This window comes from Maritalea sp. YIW29 (genome assembly GCF_057219265.1).
Map to the genome: position 1 here is coordinate 842588 of NZ_JBXVVF010000001.1, position 14888 is coordinate 857475.

The 14888-nt window shown below is 48.7% G+C and carries 12 protein-coding genes; 8 read left to right on the plus strand and 4 right to left on the minus strand.

Going from position 1 to position 14888, the window contains the following annotated elements; genetic code table 11:
* Position 1: 1 nt before the first annotated feature.
* The 4 genes from sufD to AC2D8L_RS04190 are packed head-to-tail and all read left to right on the plus strand — an operon-like array spanning position 2 to position 3236.
* Entirely contained in the window at positions 2–1210 is a 1209-nt protein-coding gene (gene sufD, locus AC2D8L_RS04175) for a Fe-S cluster assembly protein SufD (protein WP_484684188.1), read from the plus strand.
* 6 nt (positions 1211–1216) lie between these two features.
* Positions 1217–2434, plus strand: coding sequence for a cysteine desulfurase (locus AC2D8L_RS04180; protein ID WP_484684189.1), 1218 nt, complete (start codon positions 1217–1219; stop codon positions 2432–2434).
* A 24-nt stretch (positions 2435–2458) separates the two neighbouring features.
* Positions 2459–2848 (plus strand): SUF system Fe-S cluster assembly protein, encoded by a 390-nt coding sequence (locus tag AC2D8L_RS04185; RefSeq protein WP_484685149.1) that lies wholly within the window; start codon positions 2459–2461, stop codon positions 2846–2848.
* 4 nt (positions 2849–2852) lie between these two features.
* Positions 2853–3236, plus strand: a complete 384-nt coding sequence (locus tag AC2D8L_RS04190) for a HesB/IscA family protein (protein WP_484684190.1) — start codon at positions 2853–2855, stop codon at positions 3234–3236.
* Between the two features lie 42 nt (positions 3237–3278).
* Here the strand turns inward: AC2D8L_RS04190 and AC2D8L_RS04195 are convergent, their stop codons facing one another.
* The 3 genes from AC2D8L_RS04195 to parE form a co-directional block, all read right to left on the minus strand.
* Positions 3279–4340, minus strand: a complete 1062-nt coding sequence (locus AC2D8L_RS04195; protein ID WP_484684191.1) for a GGDEF domain-containing protein — start codon at positions 4338–4340, stop codon at positions 3279–3281.
* Between the two features lie 108 nt (positions 4341–4448).
* Positions 4449–5867, minus strand: coding sequence for a DEAD/DEAH box helicase (locus AC2D8L_RS04200; protein ID WP_484684192.1), 1419 nt, complete (start codon positions 5865–5867; stop codon positions 4449–4451).
* 195 nt (positions 5868–6062) lie between these two features.
* Complete coding sequence (gene parE, locus AC2D8L_RS04205; RefSeq protein ID WP_484684193.1) at positions 6063–8135, minus strand: DNA topoisomerase IV subunit B; 2073 nt, start codon at positions 8133–8135, stop codon at positions 6063–6065.
* 777 nt (positions 8136–8912) lie between these two features.
* On the opposite strand from parE, the gene AC2D8L_RS04210 reads away from it, so the two are divergent.
* From AC2D8L_RS04210 to AC2D8L_RS04225, 4 genes are all read left to right on the plus strand, one after another.
* Positions 8913–10433 carry an ATP-binding cassette domain-containing protein gene (locus AC2D8L_RS04210; protein WP_484684194.1) on the plus strand — a complete coding sequence of 507 codons (1521 nt, stop codon included), beginning with the start codon at positions 8913–8915 and terminating at the stop codon, positions 10431–10433.
* 230 nt (positions 10434–10663) lie between these two features.
* Positions 10664–11086, plus strand: coding sequence for a MarR family winged helix-turn-helix transcriptional regulator (locus tag AC2D8L_RS04215; protein ID WP_484684195.1), 423 nt, complete (start codon positions 10664–10666; stop codon positions 11084–11086).
* 149 nt (positions 11087–11235) lie between these two features.
* Entirely contained in the window at positions 11236–11631 is a 396-nt protein-coding gene (locus AC2D8L_RS04220; RefSeq protein WP_484684196.1) for a hypothetical protein, read from the plus strand.
* Positions 11632–11710: 79 nt separating this feature from the next.
* On the plus strand, positions 11711–12619 hold the full coding sequence (locus tag AC2D8L_RS04225) for a sulfotransferase domain-containing protein (protein WP_484684197.1): 909 nt from the start codon (positions 11711–11713) through the stop codon (positions 12617–12619).
* On the opposite strand, the gene AC2D8L_RS04230 is transcribed toward AC2D8L_RS04225, so the two are convergent.
* Entirely contained in the window at positions 12616–14274 is a 1659-nt protein-coding gene (locus tag AC2D8L_RS04230; RefSeq protein ID WP_484684198.1) for a pentapeptide repeat-containing protein, read from the minus strand. The genes AC2D8L_RS04225 and AC2D8L_RS04230 overlap by 4 nt on opposite strands.
* Positions 14275–14888 lie beyond the last annotated feature (614 nt).

Genomic DNA, 14888 nt, shown 5'->3' on the forward strand with positions numbered 1-14888 from the left:
CATGAGTGATCAAACAAAAACACTAAGTGGTGCGGAAGAAACGCTTAAGGCGCATCTTCTGGCCCGCGGGCAAGAAGAGGCTGCATCTAGTTTCGAAGCGCTTGGCCTGCCAACGCGCCGTATCGAAGCCTATCATTACACAGACCTGAAATCGCTTTTGCGCGAAGTGCCGAGTGCACTTGCGGGTGATAATGATGGTGAAGAAGCAAATCGTTCCTCACTTGATGGCACGTCACGCATTGAGATCGTCAATGGCCGCTTGGCCGGTGATTTCGATGTCGAAGGGGTTGAAGTCGCCATCAGCGACAATGAAGCGTCGGGTGATGATGCTGTTGTTTTGATGAGCGAAGCTCTGGCCGGTGATGTGGTTGTAGTTCAAATTGATAGCGATATTGATCAGGTCTTGCATATTGACCGCATCATCGATGGTGATGCCGCAATCAATGCAGATAAGGTTGTTGTGCGCATAGCGGACGGTGTGAAGGCGACATTGGTTGAAAGCTTTAATGCTTCAAACGGTGCGCACATGCGCCTGGCAACGACCGAAGTTGAACTGGGCGAGGGCGCTACATTTACCCACTTGCAGTTGGACGGCAATTCGGCTGAAACGCGGCATTTCGCGCAAAACCGCTACCGTTTGGAAACGGATGCATTGTTGCGCACATTTGTTCAGCATTCTGAAGCGCAGCTTAGCCGAACAGTTGTGACGGCAGACTTTGCTGGTGGCGGCGCACACGCGGACTTTGCGGGCCTAAACCTGTTGGCTGGCAATCAGCACGCTGACATCACCTTGAACGTCAATCACGTTGTGCCCAACACCACGAGCACAGAGATGTTCAAACATGTTGTGCATGACCGCGCCAAGGCTGTATTCCAAGGCAAGATTGTTGTGGCCAAGGATGCGCAAAAGACCGATGCGCAAATGATGAGCCAAGGCTTGATCCTTTCTGAAGTCGGTCAGGTTTTGGTGAAGCCAGAGCTTGAAATTTTTGCTGATGACGTGATCTGTGCCCATGGTGCAACATGCGGTGAGTTGGATGAAAATTCGCTGTTCTATCTGATGAGCCGGGGCATTCCGCGCAAAGAAGCAAAAGCGATGCTCATTCGCGCGTTTCTTGCTGAAATGTTTGAACCCATTGAAGTTGAAGCAGTTGTTGACCAGCTTGAGACGCGAATTGATGCGTGGCTTCAGGACCTGGAAGAGGCCTAACGCCTTATGTTTGATTTGGAACGCGTGCGTGCCGATTTTCCGATTCTAAAGGAAGAGATTCACGGCAACCGTCTGGTTTATTTGGATAGTGGTGCATCGGCGCAAAAACCGCAGCAGGTTTTAGACCGGCTTATGCATGCCTACACCCACGAATATGCCAATGTGCATCGTGGGTTACATACGCTCTCCAACCGTGCCACAGAAGCGTTTGAAGCAGCGCGCGAGACCTGTCGTTCCTATATCAACGCACCATCAGTCGATGAGATTGTGTTTACGCGCTCTGCAACAGAAGCGCTCAATTTGGTGGCGCAAAGCTTTGTCGGTCCGCAAATTGGTGAGGGCGATGAAATTGTCATCACCAAAATGGAGCATCACTCAAATATCGTGCCGTGGCATTTCCATCGCGAACGCAAAGGTGCGGTGCTGAAATGGGTTGATGTATTAGACGACGGTAGTTTTGACCTGGATCTGTTTGAAGCTGAACTCAGCGACAAAACCAAGATTGTGGCGATTACCCATATGTCCAACGTGATGGGCACCGTGGTTCCGATCAAAGAGGTCTGCAAAATTGCCCATGCGTGGGGCATTCCTGTGATTGTTGATGGCAGCCAAGCTGCGGTACATCAAGTTGTTGATGTGCAAGATTTGGACGCCGACTTCTACATTATGACCGGGCACAAGCTATATGGGCCAACCGGCATTGGTGTTTTGTACGGTAAGGCTGAACTGTTGCGCGGTATGCAGCCCTTTATGGGTGGCGGTGAAATGATCAGTGACGTGATGTTAGATGATGTCACATATAATGAGCCACCGCATCGGTTTGAAGCCGGTACGCCACCAATTGTCCAAGCCATTGGTCTGGGTGCAGCACTTGATTACATCAATGAAATTGGCCGCGAAAACATCAAAACCCATGAAGCAGATGTCGGTGCCTACGCGCGCGAGCAGCTAATGAAAATCAATTCTTTGCGATTGATTGGCGATGCACCGGGCAAAGGTGCTATATTCTCCTTCGCGATTGAAGGTGTTCATGCACATGATTTGAGCACCATTCTGGACCGTTACGGGGTTGCTGTTCGGGCTGGTACCCATTGTGCGCAACCATTGTTGAAGCGGTTTGGTGTTACCTCAACCTGTCGGGCGTCATTTGGCGTTTATAATGGCAAAGATGATGTGGACACATTGGTTGAAGCAATTGAAAAAGCGCAAAAATTTTTCGCTTAAAGGAACACGATGATGAGTGAAGATATGACACAGAACCAAGAAGACGATAGCGAAGTTGCGGTCAACGCAGCGGATATCTCTATCGATAGTACGCTTGGTGAAGCAGAAATTTCACGATTTACTGATAATATCGTTGGTGCCTTGAAGACAATCTATGATCCTGAGATCCCGGTTGATATTTATGAATTGGGTCTTATCTATAAGGTTGACCTTGATGATAATCGCAATGTCACAGTGGATATGACATTGACCGCACCTGGGTGCCCCGTTGCTGGCGAAATGCCAATATGGGTAGAAAATGCGGTGAGAACCGTTGAAGGCGTGCAAGATGTGGCCGTGAACATGGTGTTTGAACCACCATGGGGTCCAGACCGCATGTCAGACGAAGCAAAAGTTGCTCTAAACTGGTGGTAATGTGATGAAAATTCTCTCGATTACGGAAAAAGCTGCAGATCAAGTTAAGCAGATCCTTGGACAATCGGGTGATGATGACGTCAAAGCGGTTCGGGTCGGTGTGAAGAATGCTGGCTGTGCGGGCATGGCTTATACCCTTGATTATGTTAGCGAACCTGTTTCCGGGGACGACCATGTTGCCGAACACGGGGTCGATGTTTATATCGATCCAAAGGCAACATTGTTTCTTCTGGGCACTGAGATGGACTATAAAGAGGACATCCTGAAGTCAGAATTCACATTCGAAAATCCCAATCAAACCGGGGCGTGTGGTTGTGGTGAAAGCGTTATGTTGGAACCAGCTGACTTGAAAGAGCTCGCAAAAGCGCGTGCCGCAACTGACGCTTAAGCGCTCAGACTAAATTCAATTCAGATTTAATGAGGAAGTTGCTTAGGCAACTTTTGAGTCGCGGAATTCTTCGTCTGTTTCGCAGATGACGCGATTTCGGCCGTTGCGCTTTGCCGTATAAAGGCATGCATCGGCACGCTCAATGAGCTCATGCAGGTTTTCGTCTTTGTGAGACTGCGCAGCACCGATTGAAATTGTAATCCTGCCAAGCTTCTCGTTCGTCGAACGTTTCAGCAATTCTTTTGCGTGCACGGCCTTGCGCACTTTTTCAGCAATCAGGCGAGCACCACGAACATCTGTGTCCGGCAAGATCGCTGCAAACTCTTCACCGCCATAGCGCGAGGCATGATCGCGGCCCTTGACGTTTGACTTGAGTGTCATCGCCACGAGACGAAGCACTTGGTCGCCAGTCTGGTGGCCATAATTGTCGTTGAACGCTTTAAAATGGTCGATGTCCATCATCAGGAGGCTGAATGGTTTGCCTTCTTTTTCAAAGGTTTCCATCTCTTGCTTCAAGCGTTGGTCAAAGCTTTTTCGATTGGCGATTTTCGTAAGCGGATCAAGCATTGTCTCGCGACGTGCCGTGTCCAAATCGCGCTTCAGGCTAGAAATATCTTGCTGAGAAACTTTTAGCTTCTCTTCTAGATTCTGATTGGCATCCTGCATGATTTTGGTTTCAGTCTGCAACTTGGTCGCAAGTCGCTTTAGACTTTCAGCATCCATGTCGCCGGAAAGGCGCTCACTGGCATGGTCAAGAGAGCCCGAATATACTTCGGCGGTGCCAATGGCTTCATCCATCGCGCGATTAACGGCGTCAATTTTTGAAGACATCTCTTGGCTAACAGATGTCAAATGCGATTCTAGATCGGATGGGTTATCGAAAAACTCGCGATAAACCAGCAACACATCTTCCATTGAAAGCACACTGTCGTTACCCAACAGCATGTTCAAGCGCTCGTTCAATTGCTCATTGATTCCGGACGCATATGTGTAGCAAAGCTCATAGAAATGAGGATAGGGGGGAATCTTGGCCCGTTTTAACATTCCCAATGCAGAGAAGGAATATTCTAACGTCCGCTGATAATCATGCTCAGATACAAGCATTTGCGACTAGGCTCCACCCACTATTCGACTCAGGCACGCGAGTCGATTCTTTCGAATTTACGCTCTATTTATCCACCCAAAACGATAAATTTTAGGTTAAGACTTTGTTTAACTAGCTTGCCTGACTGGGCGAAGAAGGAAGGCAGGTACTTGATCTGACTGACCGAATGGGACCGCATCCTGTTTGTTCTTTTGTGTCTGATTGTGGTTTGAGCGCGAGTTGACTTGTTTGTTGTCAGATGACGCAAATTTTTGAACATTTGTGTTGTTCTGAGGTTTTTTTGTTTCGGTTTTCGTATCCGAATTCGATTTTGCGCGTGCTGACCTATTTTGCTCAGACTTCTTGCGTTCTGATTTTTCTTGATTTGGTTTTTTAGTTTCTACAGGTGCGGCTGTTTGCGCGCCTTGGGCCAAATCTAGTTTCTTTTGAATAAGTTTTTCAATTGCGTCGAGATATTTGCCGTCAGCTTTTGCAACAAGCGTAATTGCGGTGCCATCTCGGCCAGCGCGACCTGTACGCCCGATGCGATGCACATAATCTTCAGCATGTGTTGGCACATCAAAGTTAAAGACGTGGCTGACATCTGGGATATCTAGGCCGCGGGCAGCAACATCACTTGCAACAAGAAGCTTAAGCTTGTTGGCCTTGAAACTGGCTAGCGTATCCGTTCGCGCTTTTTGATCCATGTCTCCATGCAACGCGCCCGCGTCATATCCGTGCTTAACTAAAGACCGCTCAAGTGTCGCAATGTCACGTTTTCGATTGCAAAATATGATCGCGTTTTTGAGGTCTTTTGCTTGATCAATTTGATCGCGCAAGGCAGCACGTTTTTCAAACGGCTTGCTGCCGACTTTCAAAACACTTTGAGTAATTGTGTCTGCCGTGGAGTTTTGACGAGCACTTTCCAGCGCAACAGGGTTGTCCAAGAACTTATGGGTGAGCCTTGCCACTTCGTCAGGCATTGTTGCAGAGAAGAACAACGTTTGGCGGCGTTTTGGCAGCAAAGAGGATATGCGCTCAATGTCTGGGATGAATCCCATATCAAGCATGCGATCTGCTTCATCAATGACAAAAATATCAACGCCGGTCATCAAAAGACGTCCGCGTTCAAAGTGATCGATTAGGCGACCGGGTGTCGCGATAAGAACATCTGCGCCACGGTCTAGCTTTTTATTCTGTTCTTCAAACGATACGCCACCGATAAGCAATGCAACGGTTAGCTTGTGGTTTTTGCCGTATTTTTCGAAGTTTTCGTGAACCTGTGCTGCCAACTCTCGTGTCGGTTCCAAAATTAGCGTTCGCGGCATTCGTGCGCGCGCCCGACCTTTTTCAAGCAAGGTAAGCATGGGCAAAACAAACGATGCTGTTTTGCCGGTGCCAGTTTGTGCAATGCCAACCACATCTCGTTTTTCGAGAATATGCGGAATAGCTTTTTGCTGAATGTCTGTTGGGGTTGTGTAGCCTGCGTCAACAACAGCGTTGGTAACAGCTGTGCTCAGCCCCAAATTTGCGAAATTTTCACTCAAGTAAATACGTCCACTTTGCCGATTACGGTCTAACTTATGAAAATTAGTGGCCCCGCGAACAGGACAATAGCGTGCGCAACTCTTAAGTCAATGCACATATTCGTTTTTTGTTAATGAAAGCCAATGACTTGCCGGGAAGTGTGACAAAAAATCACGAACTTCTATATGAAATCACTTAGTTTGGGCTGGTCTTTATCAAATATCGAGGTCGTTCGCGAACTCGGCATTCTCCTGAATAAACTGAAAACGCAACTCTGGTTTATTGCCCATTAGGCGGTCAATGGAGTCCTTAGTTTCGATTTGTTCGTCTGCCACACTAATTTGCACCAACCGTCGAGAACCCGGCTTCATCGTGGTTTCCTTAAGGTGTTGGAACGGCATTTCGCCCAATCCCTTAAATCGGGTGATTTCGACTTTGCCGCGTCCTGTAAATTCGGCTTCCATCAGCTGGTCTTTATGCTCGTCATCATTTGCATAAATTGTCTTTGCCCCTTGGGTGATGCGATAAAGCGGCGGCATAGCCAGGTATAAATGACCTTCATTGATCAATTCAGGCATTTCCTGGAAAAAGAAAGTCATCAATAGCGAAGCAATATGCGCACCATCGACGTCGGCATCTGTCATGATGATGATCTTGTCATATCTTAGATCATCGCCCTTATAGCGGTCTCGCGTGCCCGAACCCAGCGCCTGGATAAGGTCACCAATTTGTTGGTTCGCCAAGATCTTGTCACGCGTTGCGCCCGCAACGTTGAGGATTTTACCGCGAAGGGGCAAGATCGCTTGGTTTTTACGGTTGCGTGCCTGTTTGGCGCTTCCGCCAGCGGAATCTCCTTCCACGATGAAGATTTCGGCCCCTTGTGCCGCGCCTTGCGAGCAATCTGCGAGTTTGCCCGGCAACCGCAATCTGCGCGTGGCAGATTTTCGGTCAATTTCTTTTTCTTTGCGTCGACGAATGCGTTCTTCGGCGCGGTCTACGGCCCAATCCAGAAGTTTTGCGGATTGATTGGGTGAGGCGGCAAGCCAATGGTCGAACGCATCGCGAATGGCGTTGTCGACGATCTTGGTGGCTTCGCCACTGGATAACTTGTCTTTTGTTTGGCCAACAAATTCTGGTTCGCGTACGAACACGGACAATACGGCACTACAGTTTGCCAAAATATCTTCGGCTGTAATGACAGCGGCGCGTTTGTTACCGGTTAGTTCGGCATAGGCTTTGATTGCGCGGAGTAGGGCGCTGCGCAGGCCCGACTCGTGGGTGCCGCCATCTTGAGTGGGCACTGTATTGCAATAGGAATTGATAAAGCTGTCGCCCAACGTAAAGGCAATTGCCCATTCAACAGAGCCGTGCTTGCCCGCATTTCCTTTTCGTCCAGCAAAGATTTCGTCGACGATGCGGGGCGTTCCCTCAATCCGGCGTTCCACATAGTCTTTAAGGCCATCAGGGAAAAGGAAAGTGGTTTTGGCTGGAATGTCTTTGCCTTCTACCAGCACTTCGTCGCAAGACCAACGAATTTCCACGCCAGCGAACAAATAGGCTTTGGCCTGTGCCATATCATGTAAGCGTTTTGGAACGAACTTGGCCTTGTCGCCAAATATTTCAGGATCAGGCCGAAACTTGGTGCTGGTGCCGCGTCGATTGCGCACGGGCCCATGGTCAATCACATCCGTGGTTGCATGGCCGCGGGAAAAGCTTTGCGAATAAAGCCGTTGATCTCTTGCCACTTCGACAACCATGTCGTCAGAAAGCGCATTGACCACCGACACACCAACGCCGTGTAGACCGCCAGAGGTTTCATAGGCTTTTGAATCAAACTTACCACCCGCATGCAATGTCGTCATAATGACATCAAGCGTTGAACGGTCTTTGAATTTTGGGTGTTTCTCGACAGGAATGCCGCGACCATTATCGATGACGGTCAGATAGCCGTCTGCATCCAAATGTACTTCAATGCGTGAGGCATGGCCGGCAATTGCTTCATCCATCGAGTTATCGATAATTTCGGCAAATAGATGGTGCAGCGCATTGATGTCCGTGCCACCAATATACATACCTGGCCGACGCCGAACCGGCTCAAGACCCTCAAGTACCTCAATGTCATCAGCCGTATAGGTGCTGCCATCCGAAGAAGACGTTACTTTCGGCTTAGAGGCAGTTGGAGCTGATTTGGGTGTAGCAGAACTCTTTTGTGGCGTAGGCTGAGACTCGCTTTTCCTTTTTGGTTCTTCACCACCAAAACTTGCGAAAAGATCGTCGTCGTTATTCATATTGCGCCTTACTTGAGTTCGAATCATTACTAAGTTTTGATTTAGCACGATTGGATCACCAGTTGGGCATCAATTCAATTTTCAAATTGTGGTTTTTCCCAGAGTTTCTGGTGCGTTATGTCTTGTTGCCGGAGATGAATTTGGGCTGAATTAGGTGCAAAATCGACCGTTCAAATATAAACAAAACCTTATCAAGTGTCTCGTTAAGCGACGGAAATTATTGATAAAATCTAACTTCACTGTCAGCACTTTTTTAACAACGTCGTGCTAAAACTCTCGCCATACGGTTAGATGAGTTTGGAGTTCCCGTATATGATCGTGAAATCGAAGGCCAGCGTATTCGGCCAACAGACAGAAGCGATGTTTCATTGGTTGGAGCAAGTCGGATTTGGTAGTTTTGCGTACCGACTTGCCCACTTACCAATCTCTCGCCAACTTATGTTGTGGGCATTTGTCGGCTTGTTTGTCTTTGTTTAAGTCACAAATTCATTTCCAATAATGTTTGCGCTTGCAAGCGGATTGTTGCTGGGTTAGCTTTTTCGGCGAAAATCGATTTTACTTAACTCTAGACGCGGGGAGAGCAAGATGAATATGGCGCATCAGATTTGCTTATTATGGTTCGGCCCGCGTGACGCCCTACAGATTTCTTAAATGTGTAGGGCCGGCCGATAAAGCTTCTGTCTAAATTTCAGTTTCTTTGACGGTTTGCCCGTTTATTACCGCACCCCCATGCGGTTGTTAGATTTTTTCGACTCTAAAGTCGTTAAGGGCAATAAAATGACTTCAATTCAGCTAAAAGACGTCAGCGCAATCGCGCAGACTGAACTCTTCAAAAACATCAACCTCAATGTGTCCAATGGCGAAAGCGTTGGTTTGATCGCCGCAAATGGCCGTGGAAAAACCACATTGCTGAGTTTTCTCGCGGGCGAAAATGAGCCCAGTAGTGGGCAAATTGCCTTTTCTCGGGGGGCAAAAATTGGATATGTCGAGCAGGAAGTTGAAACGGATCAACTTGAGCAGACAGTTTATGATTTCGTTTCAACCGCACTAACCAAAGAGCAATTGGAAAATGAAGTTTGGCGTGTCGACGTGGCACTCGCCGAATTTGAAGTACCTGAAGAGCAATATCACGTCTCAATGCGTCAACTCAGCGGGGGGTGGCGCCGGTTGGTGATGATCGCACGGGTTTGGTTGACCGAACCAGATATATTGCTGCTAGATGAGCCGACGAACCACCTTGATTTGGCGAAGATTGTTCAGTTGGAAGAATGGATCAAACGCACGTCTAGCCAAGTGCCGATGATTGTCGCCAGTCATGATCGGGCCTTTTTGGACAATTGCACGAACCGCAGCTTGTTTTTGCGACCGAGTGTTTCGCGTTACTTTTCATTGCCTTACACACAAGCCAAAGCAGCGCTTGAAGAGGAAGATGTCGCTGCAGAGAAGGTTTTGGTGAAAGAGCAGAAACAGGCTAAACAGCTTCGTCAGAAAGCGGCGAAGCTCTACAATGTCGGGCTGAACAGTGGTTCTGATCTTTTGCAAACCAAAGCCAAGCAACTTCGGCAGCGGGCAACTGATATTGAAGACAGTATGCGAGATCTTCACCAAGAACGGCATGGTGACATCACCCTGGCCAATAGTGGCACACACGCCAAAGTTCTGATGTCATTTGAAAATGTGGTGGTGAGCGCGCCGGACGATAGGAAGCTCTTCGAGATCAAAAAAGAACTGATTTACGCCGGTGATCGGATCGTTGTTTTGGCAGAGAACGGTGCAGGCAAGACGCAACTTATAAAGCGTGTTCATCGTTCATTCCTGAAAGAAGGCGCTGTTCCCGGACTATGGGTTACGCCTTCAACAGTACTTGGATATGCCGATCAGGAAATTTCGCAATTGCCTGTTGATGAAACGCCTGAGAATTTCATTCTGCAGCACCCGGGCGTTGGGAATGCGAGATGTCGCTCGTTGTTGGCCAATATTGGCTTTGAGTTCGAAAAGCAGTCAAAGCCCATTGGGCATTTATCCTATGGGCAACGTTCTCGCTTGGCATTGCTGAGCCTAAGGTTGCTCGAGCCTAATTTTTATTTGTTAGACGAACCAACAAACCATGTGGATATTCCGGGCCGCGAGCGTTTGGAAGCCGAGATTGTCGAAAAGGGGGCAACCGCCATTATCGTTTCGCACGATAGAGAATTTGTGCGATCAGTTGGGACGCGTTACTTCGAGATCGACAAGAAACGTAAATTGCTGATCGAAATTCCTTCACCAGAAGCGTTTTTTGAGCGCATGGTTGGCTAATAGGTCCGTCAGCGGTATTTGTGTATCTAGTTTCTCCATTCGTTTGGGCCACAAATATGAATGGCGGCCATCGTCGCCATTCTTTGCCCGACCGAAAATACACAAATATGTTGCATGATGTCATTAAAGGTAGTAAGGAAGACTAACTTAATATTCAATTTGATATTCGGTGAGGCGGGTAGGGATCTGTTGTTTGCTATCGTTTCGCAATAAATCTGGGATGGCCATAGATGCAACTTCATGCGTTGATTGAGTATTTGCACCGAGAGGCGACGCGCTTGTGGGCTAGTCAGGCTGCGTTGCTTGGGGTGACCTATAGTGAATTTGAGTATTTGCGTGCGGTTCAAAGGCAAGAGCGAAACAAGACCGATAAAGATGATCACGGGCAGCACTTGCAAGACGTCGTGGCGGAAATGGGTGTGAGCAAAGCGTCTGCCAGCGCAATGGTGCTTAAGTTGGAAGAACGTGAGTTGGTACATCGGGTCCCTTGTCTGATGGATGCGCGGGCACAACATATTCTGCTGACAAGCGTTGGACGTGAATTGGTTGAGAAGGGTGAGAAGATTTACGTGCAAATTGCGCAACAATTGGAAGCGGGGCTTGAGCGAGAAGATTTTGATAAGTTGCGTGAATCTATCAGCAGATTTAGCTGATGCGGATAGCGAATGTTGGGGGTGAGTGGAAGTCCCATGAACACTCGATGTGGCGGTGAATAGGAGCAATTTCATGAACTAAATGCCTACGAAGATTTGAAATAGAATTTGATTTGATTGGTCAGTCAGTCTAACTAATGGAGAAGAATGTGAACTGGGAAATAATTTTGATGGGGGCGGCGATCCACATTCTGTTTTGGGAAAAACTGCCGGAATGGGGCACGCTGTTTAACAAATTTATCGCTGTCATGCCGAAACCACTTCAAACATTATATGCGGACTGGAAATGCGCGTATTGTGCGGGCTTCTGGATTGTACTGGTGTTGCACGGACTAACGGGTATGTGGTTTTTGCCTCGGCTTGAGTTTATGTCAGAAAATCTGATGTGGATTGGACTACCGCTTGCTTGGATGCTTGATGCATTGGCGGCCGCGACAATGATTTTGATTACGACTTTGGGTGCCAAAGCAATTGGTTGGCCGGCGATGCGGGCGATGCAGCTACGTGGTGAGTTCATGAAATCAATGGACGAGGGCAAGAAATAGGTTTCAATGTGGCTGGCGGGTTGCTCGAATGGCGGATCACCCTTAAATAGGGTCCATTATTGAGTTTTGAGGAAGTATCATGTCGCAAAATCCCGCCACGCCCCTTTATTGGATTGCATCTTATCCCCACAGCGGCGATCAGCTTGTGCGTTCGTTTTTGCAGCACCTTTCCAAAAATTTTGGATATCGCCCGCAAGATGGCGCAGCGCTTGAATTGTTGGATCGGGATTTGCCTTGGGATGTGCACGCACATTTCTACGAAACTGTTGTCGGCAAACATCCTCGTGACATGTCCGAAGAGGAGATTGCGGCAGCCCGTCCAAAAATTCATGAGCATATTTCAAAAAACTATCCTGGTTTGCCTGTTGTAAAGACCCACGCACCGCGTGCTGAGTTTTATGGGGTGCCGAGCGTCAACCCTGAGGTTTCGATCGGTTCTGTTTATTTGATCCGCAACCCGCTTGTATTGGCATCGGCATTTGCACTGGCTGGAAAAAGAGACATCACATCGGCACTCAATCTGTTGGCGACAAGTGAATATAGACAACCAACATCTGATACGCATGCGCTTGAGCCTTGGGGATCTTGGTCGCAAAATGTTGCGAGCTGGACGGCCGCAAATGTTGAGGGTGACTTGGTTATTCGATTTGAAGATGTCATTGCGGATCCTGAGGGTCAGTTGGGTCGGGTGGCCAAACATCTGAAAATGCCGGTCGAAGACAAGCAAATCAAATTGGCCGCGGATGCGGCGTTAAAAGCGCATGGCATTAAAGGGCGATCCATTCCTAAATCCGCATGGAAAGCTGGCTTAAGCAGCAATTATGCGCGGGCTTTGGTCGAAATTCATGCATTGCAAATGTCACGTTTCGGGTACCTTACGAACGAAGTGTTGAACTATGTCGGAATGACACGGGAAGCTGCCTTGAATTCCTCTGCTCGATTTGATGAATTGGCGAAAGCGCCTGTGTCACCGGTTGGCAACGCTTAGCGAAATTCGCCAACCCGTTTGACACGCCAAATTGGCGAGTCAGCAGTGAAGTTCTTAAATATTTCAGTGACTTGGATGGCGTTTGGATGCGTATCCAAGTCACTTGGATCAGCCTGTTCGAGCACAAACCGGTCTTGAACAAATGTATTGGCCATTGCTTGGGATTGAAGTTCGCTCAAGAAATCTTCGCGCAACACATATGCGCCGTCAAAATCGACGCTTGCTAGATTTGCGCCTGAAAAATCTAACTCACCCAATATCGCGTTCCTAAATGTTGCCCCAACAATTGAGGCGTTGCTGAATTCCGCATTTTCGATGATCGTGAAGTCGAAATTCGCAGCCAACGCATTTACGTTCGAAAATCCTGTTCCATTGATGACTGCGCCGCGAAAATCGGTGCCAGCCATCTGAGTGCGCCAGACATCAATGTTTGGATCTGGTGATTGCGGTGCTTGAATATTGTCGTTTGGAATGCCGGAAAACTGGGTTTTGTGGATGAATGAACGGTTGAAGCGCGCATTGTCTAGAAAAGCAGCGCCGAATTCGCCTTGGTGAATTTGCACACCAGAGAAATCTGCAAAGCGCAAAAGGGCGTGCCGCAGCGAGATAACACCAAATGTGTGATTTCGAATTTCGGCGAATGAGAAATCCGCGCCGTTCAATGTGAGCCATTCCGTGCTCATAACCCGTGCATTGTAGAGCAGCGAAAGAATCTGGCCGCGCTCAGGGCTAACGGGATGTTGGATGAGTTCGCCCTGTGCTGTTTCTGATCCGAGTTGTTGTTCGGCGTCCAATACTTTCTGTACAGCGCTTTGGGCTGAGGGCACATCTTCTCGCCGCGCGAGTGAAATCGCGGTCAGCATCTCATTGCTGGCTTTGGGCAGGTTTAACGCCAAATAGCGGTAGGGACGGGCGGCGGCCGTGGCGGCGATAATGCGGCCGCGTAAGGCATGGGACAATTCTTGATCGAAATAGACTGGGGCAGGGCGTCCATCTTGAAGCAAAGCATTTGTTTCTTCTCCAATTTGCGCCCCGAGGGCCAAAATTTCGGGCACGATTGACGTCGAGCGCTGTGCTTCGCCCAGTTCAATTTGTTGGGCAAGCAAACTATTTTGCTCCGCGAGTCGTTCGGACTGGCCTGCGAGCAATTTCCCCTGTTCGCGCAACAATTGATTCTGTTGGAATAGGAGTGCTGATCCAGCGAGTGCCGCAATCGCGGCAACGAACGCGGTGATGGTGGCAATCAACCAGCGCCGGGTCGCCATCCAAGCATAACGGGCGAGCATAAGTTCGCCGACTTCGCGTGCGGCACTGGTGGCTTGCTCGACTTTTTGTTGGGCTGCAAACTTTGCGACGTCGGCCAGTGGGCCAGCTAGTCGTTCCATTTCAACTTCGCCGCGTTTAACGACTTTCTTCAAAATGGGTCGTCGGAACGCGACGATGAGTCCTGTGAGAATGCTGGCAAGTAACAACAGGCCAAAGAGAACTGCAAACAGCGTGACTGCATTGTCGATGAAAAAATCGAGGCCAAAAATTGTGGCGGGGATGCCGCAAACAAGACCGAGAACAAAAACACCTATCGCCAAGGTGACAGGGAGTGTGTCTGAGCGCGGCGCAATTGGCTCTTGGTTCTCTGGCTCTGGCGTGTCTTCCATATCTGCCCCCGACGATGATTGAGTATGAATTGCGGCTGGGAATTTCGTCAACCATTCTTTGGCTGCTTTAATCATTTGTTGCCGTTGGTCGCTGCGCTCCCGACCCCGGCACCCCCGCCGGTTGGTGCGTTTCACTAATTATGAGCAAGTGAAGTAAAGGGCGGACGTGCTAAGCGATGATTTGGTTGAGGTTGGGTGCGTCATTCATTGACGCATAGCAGTTTAGGCTCCGCTCGGATTTTTCCGCTGGAGGTTTGTAGAGCAACAGTTGTGCGAGGCGTTTAAGGTCTCTTCTTGGTAGGGTTTGAAAATGAGACGTTAAACGCCTCGCACGAATGGTCTTTGCGTTTTCATTGCCATCGGCCCGGGGAGCTAAACCCTTCTATCCCCTTTATTTGCACCTTGAACCATGATTGAAAACGAAAATTTTCGTTTTGGTTTCAACTCAAATTGAGAATGGCAATCAACCATTGGTGACTTACAACTGCCTTCGGCGTCAGGCTGGACAATGACAAATGACGCGAACCAGAAACGTCTTCTGATCCAACCATCCCTTTCATTTTGAGGCACAATGCCATTTTGAGCGATATAAACCTCACCGCCTATTCCTCGTC

What these genes read in the sequence shown, in the direction of transcription:
- AC2D8L_RS04190 (WP_484684190.1), top strand. Translation starts at nt 2,853, where the DNA reads ATGAAAATTCTCTCGATTACGGAAAAAGCTGCAGATCAAGTTAAGCAG.
- parE (WP_484684193.1), bottom strand. Translation starts at nt 8,135, where the DNA reads ATGAATAACGACGACGATCTTTTCGCAAGTTTTGGTGGTGAAGAACCA.
- AC2D8L_RS04180 (WP_484684189.1), top strand. Translation starts at nt 1,217, where the DNA reads ATGTTTGATTTGGAACGCGTGCGTGCCGATTTTCCGATTCTAAAGGAA.
- AC2D8L_RS04185 (WP_484685149.1), top strand. Translation starts at nt 2,459, where the DNA reads ATGACACAGAACCAAGAAGACGATAGCGAAGTTGCGGTCAACGCAGCG.
- AC2D8L_RS04230 (WP_484684198.1), bottom strand. Translation starts at nt 14,274, where the DNA reads ATGGAAGACACGCCAGAGCCAGAGAACCAAGAGCCAATTGCGCCGCGC.
- AC2D8L_RS04210 (WP_484684194.1), top strand. Translation starts at nt 8,913, where the DNA reads ATGACTTCAATTCAGCTAAAAGACGTCAGCGCAATCGCGCAGACTGAA.
- sufD (WP_484684188.1), top strand. Translation starts at nt 2, where the DNA reads ATGAGTGATCAAACAAAAACACTAAGTGGTGCGGAAGAAACGCTTAAG.
- AC2D8L_RS04225 (WP_484684197.1), top strand. Translation starts at nt 11,711, where the DNA reads ATGTCGCAAAATCCCGCCACGCCCCTTTATTGGATTGCATCTTATCCC.
- AC2D8L_RS04195 (WP_484684191.1), bottom strand. Translation starts at nt 4,340, where the DNA reads ATGCTTGTATCTGAGCATGATTATCAGCGGACGTTAGAATATTCCTTC.
- AC2D8L_RS04215 (WP_484684195.1), top strand. Translation starts at nt 10,664, where the DNA reads ATGCAACTTCATGCGTTGATTGAGTATTTGCACCGAGAGGCGACGCGC.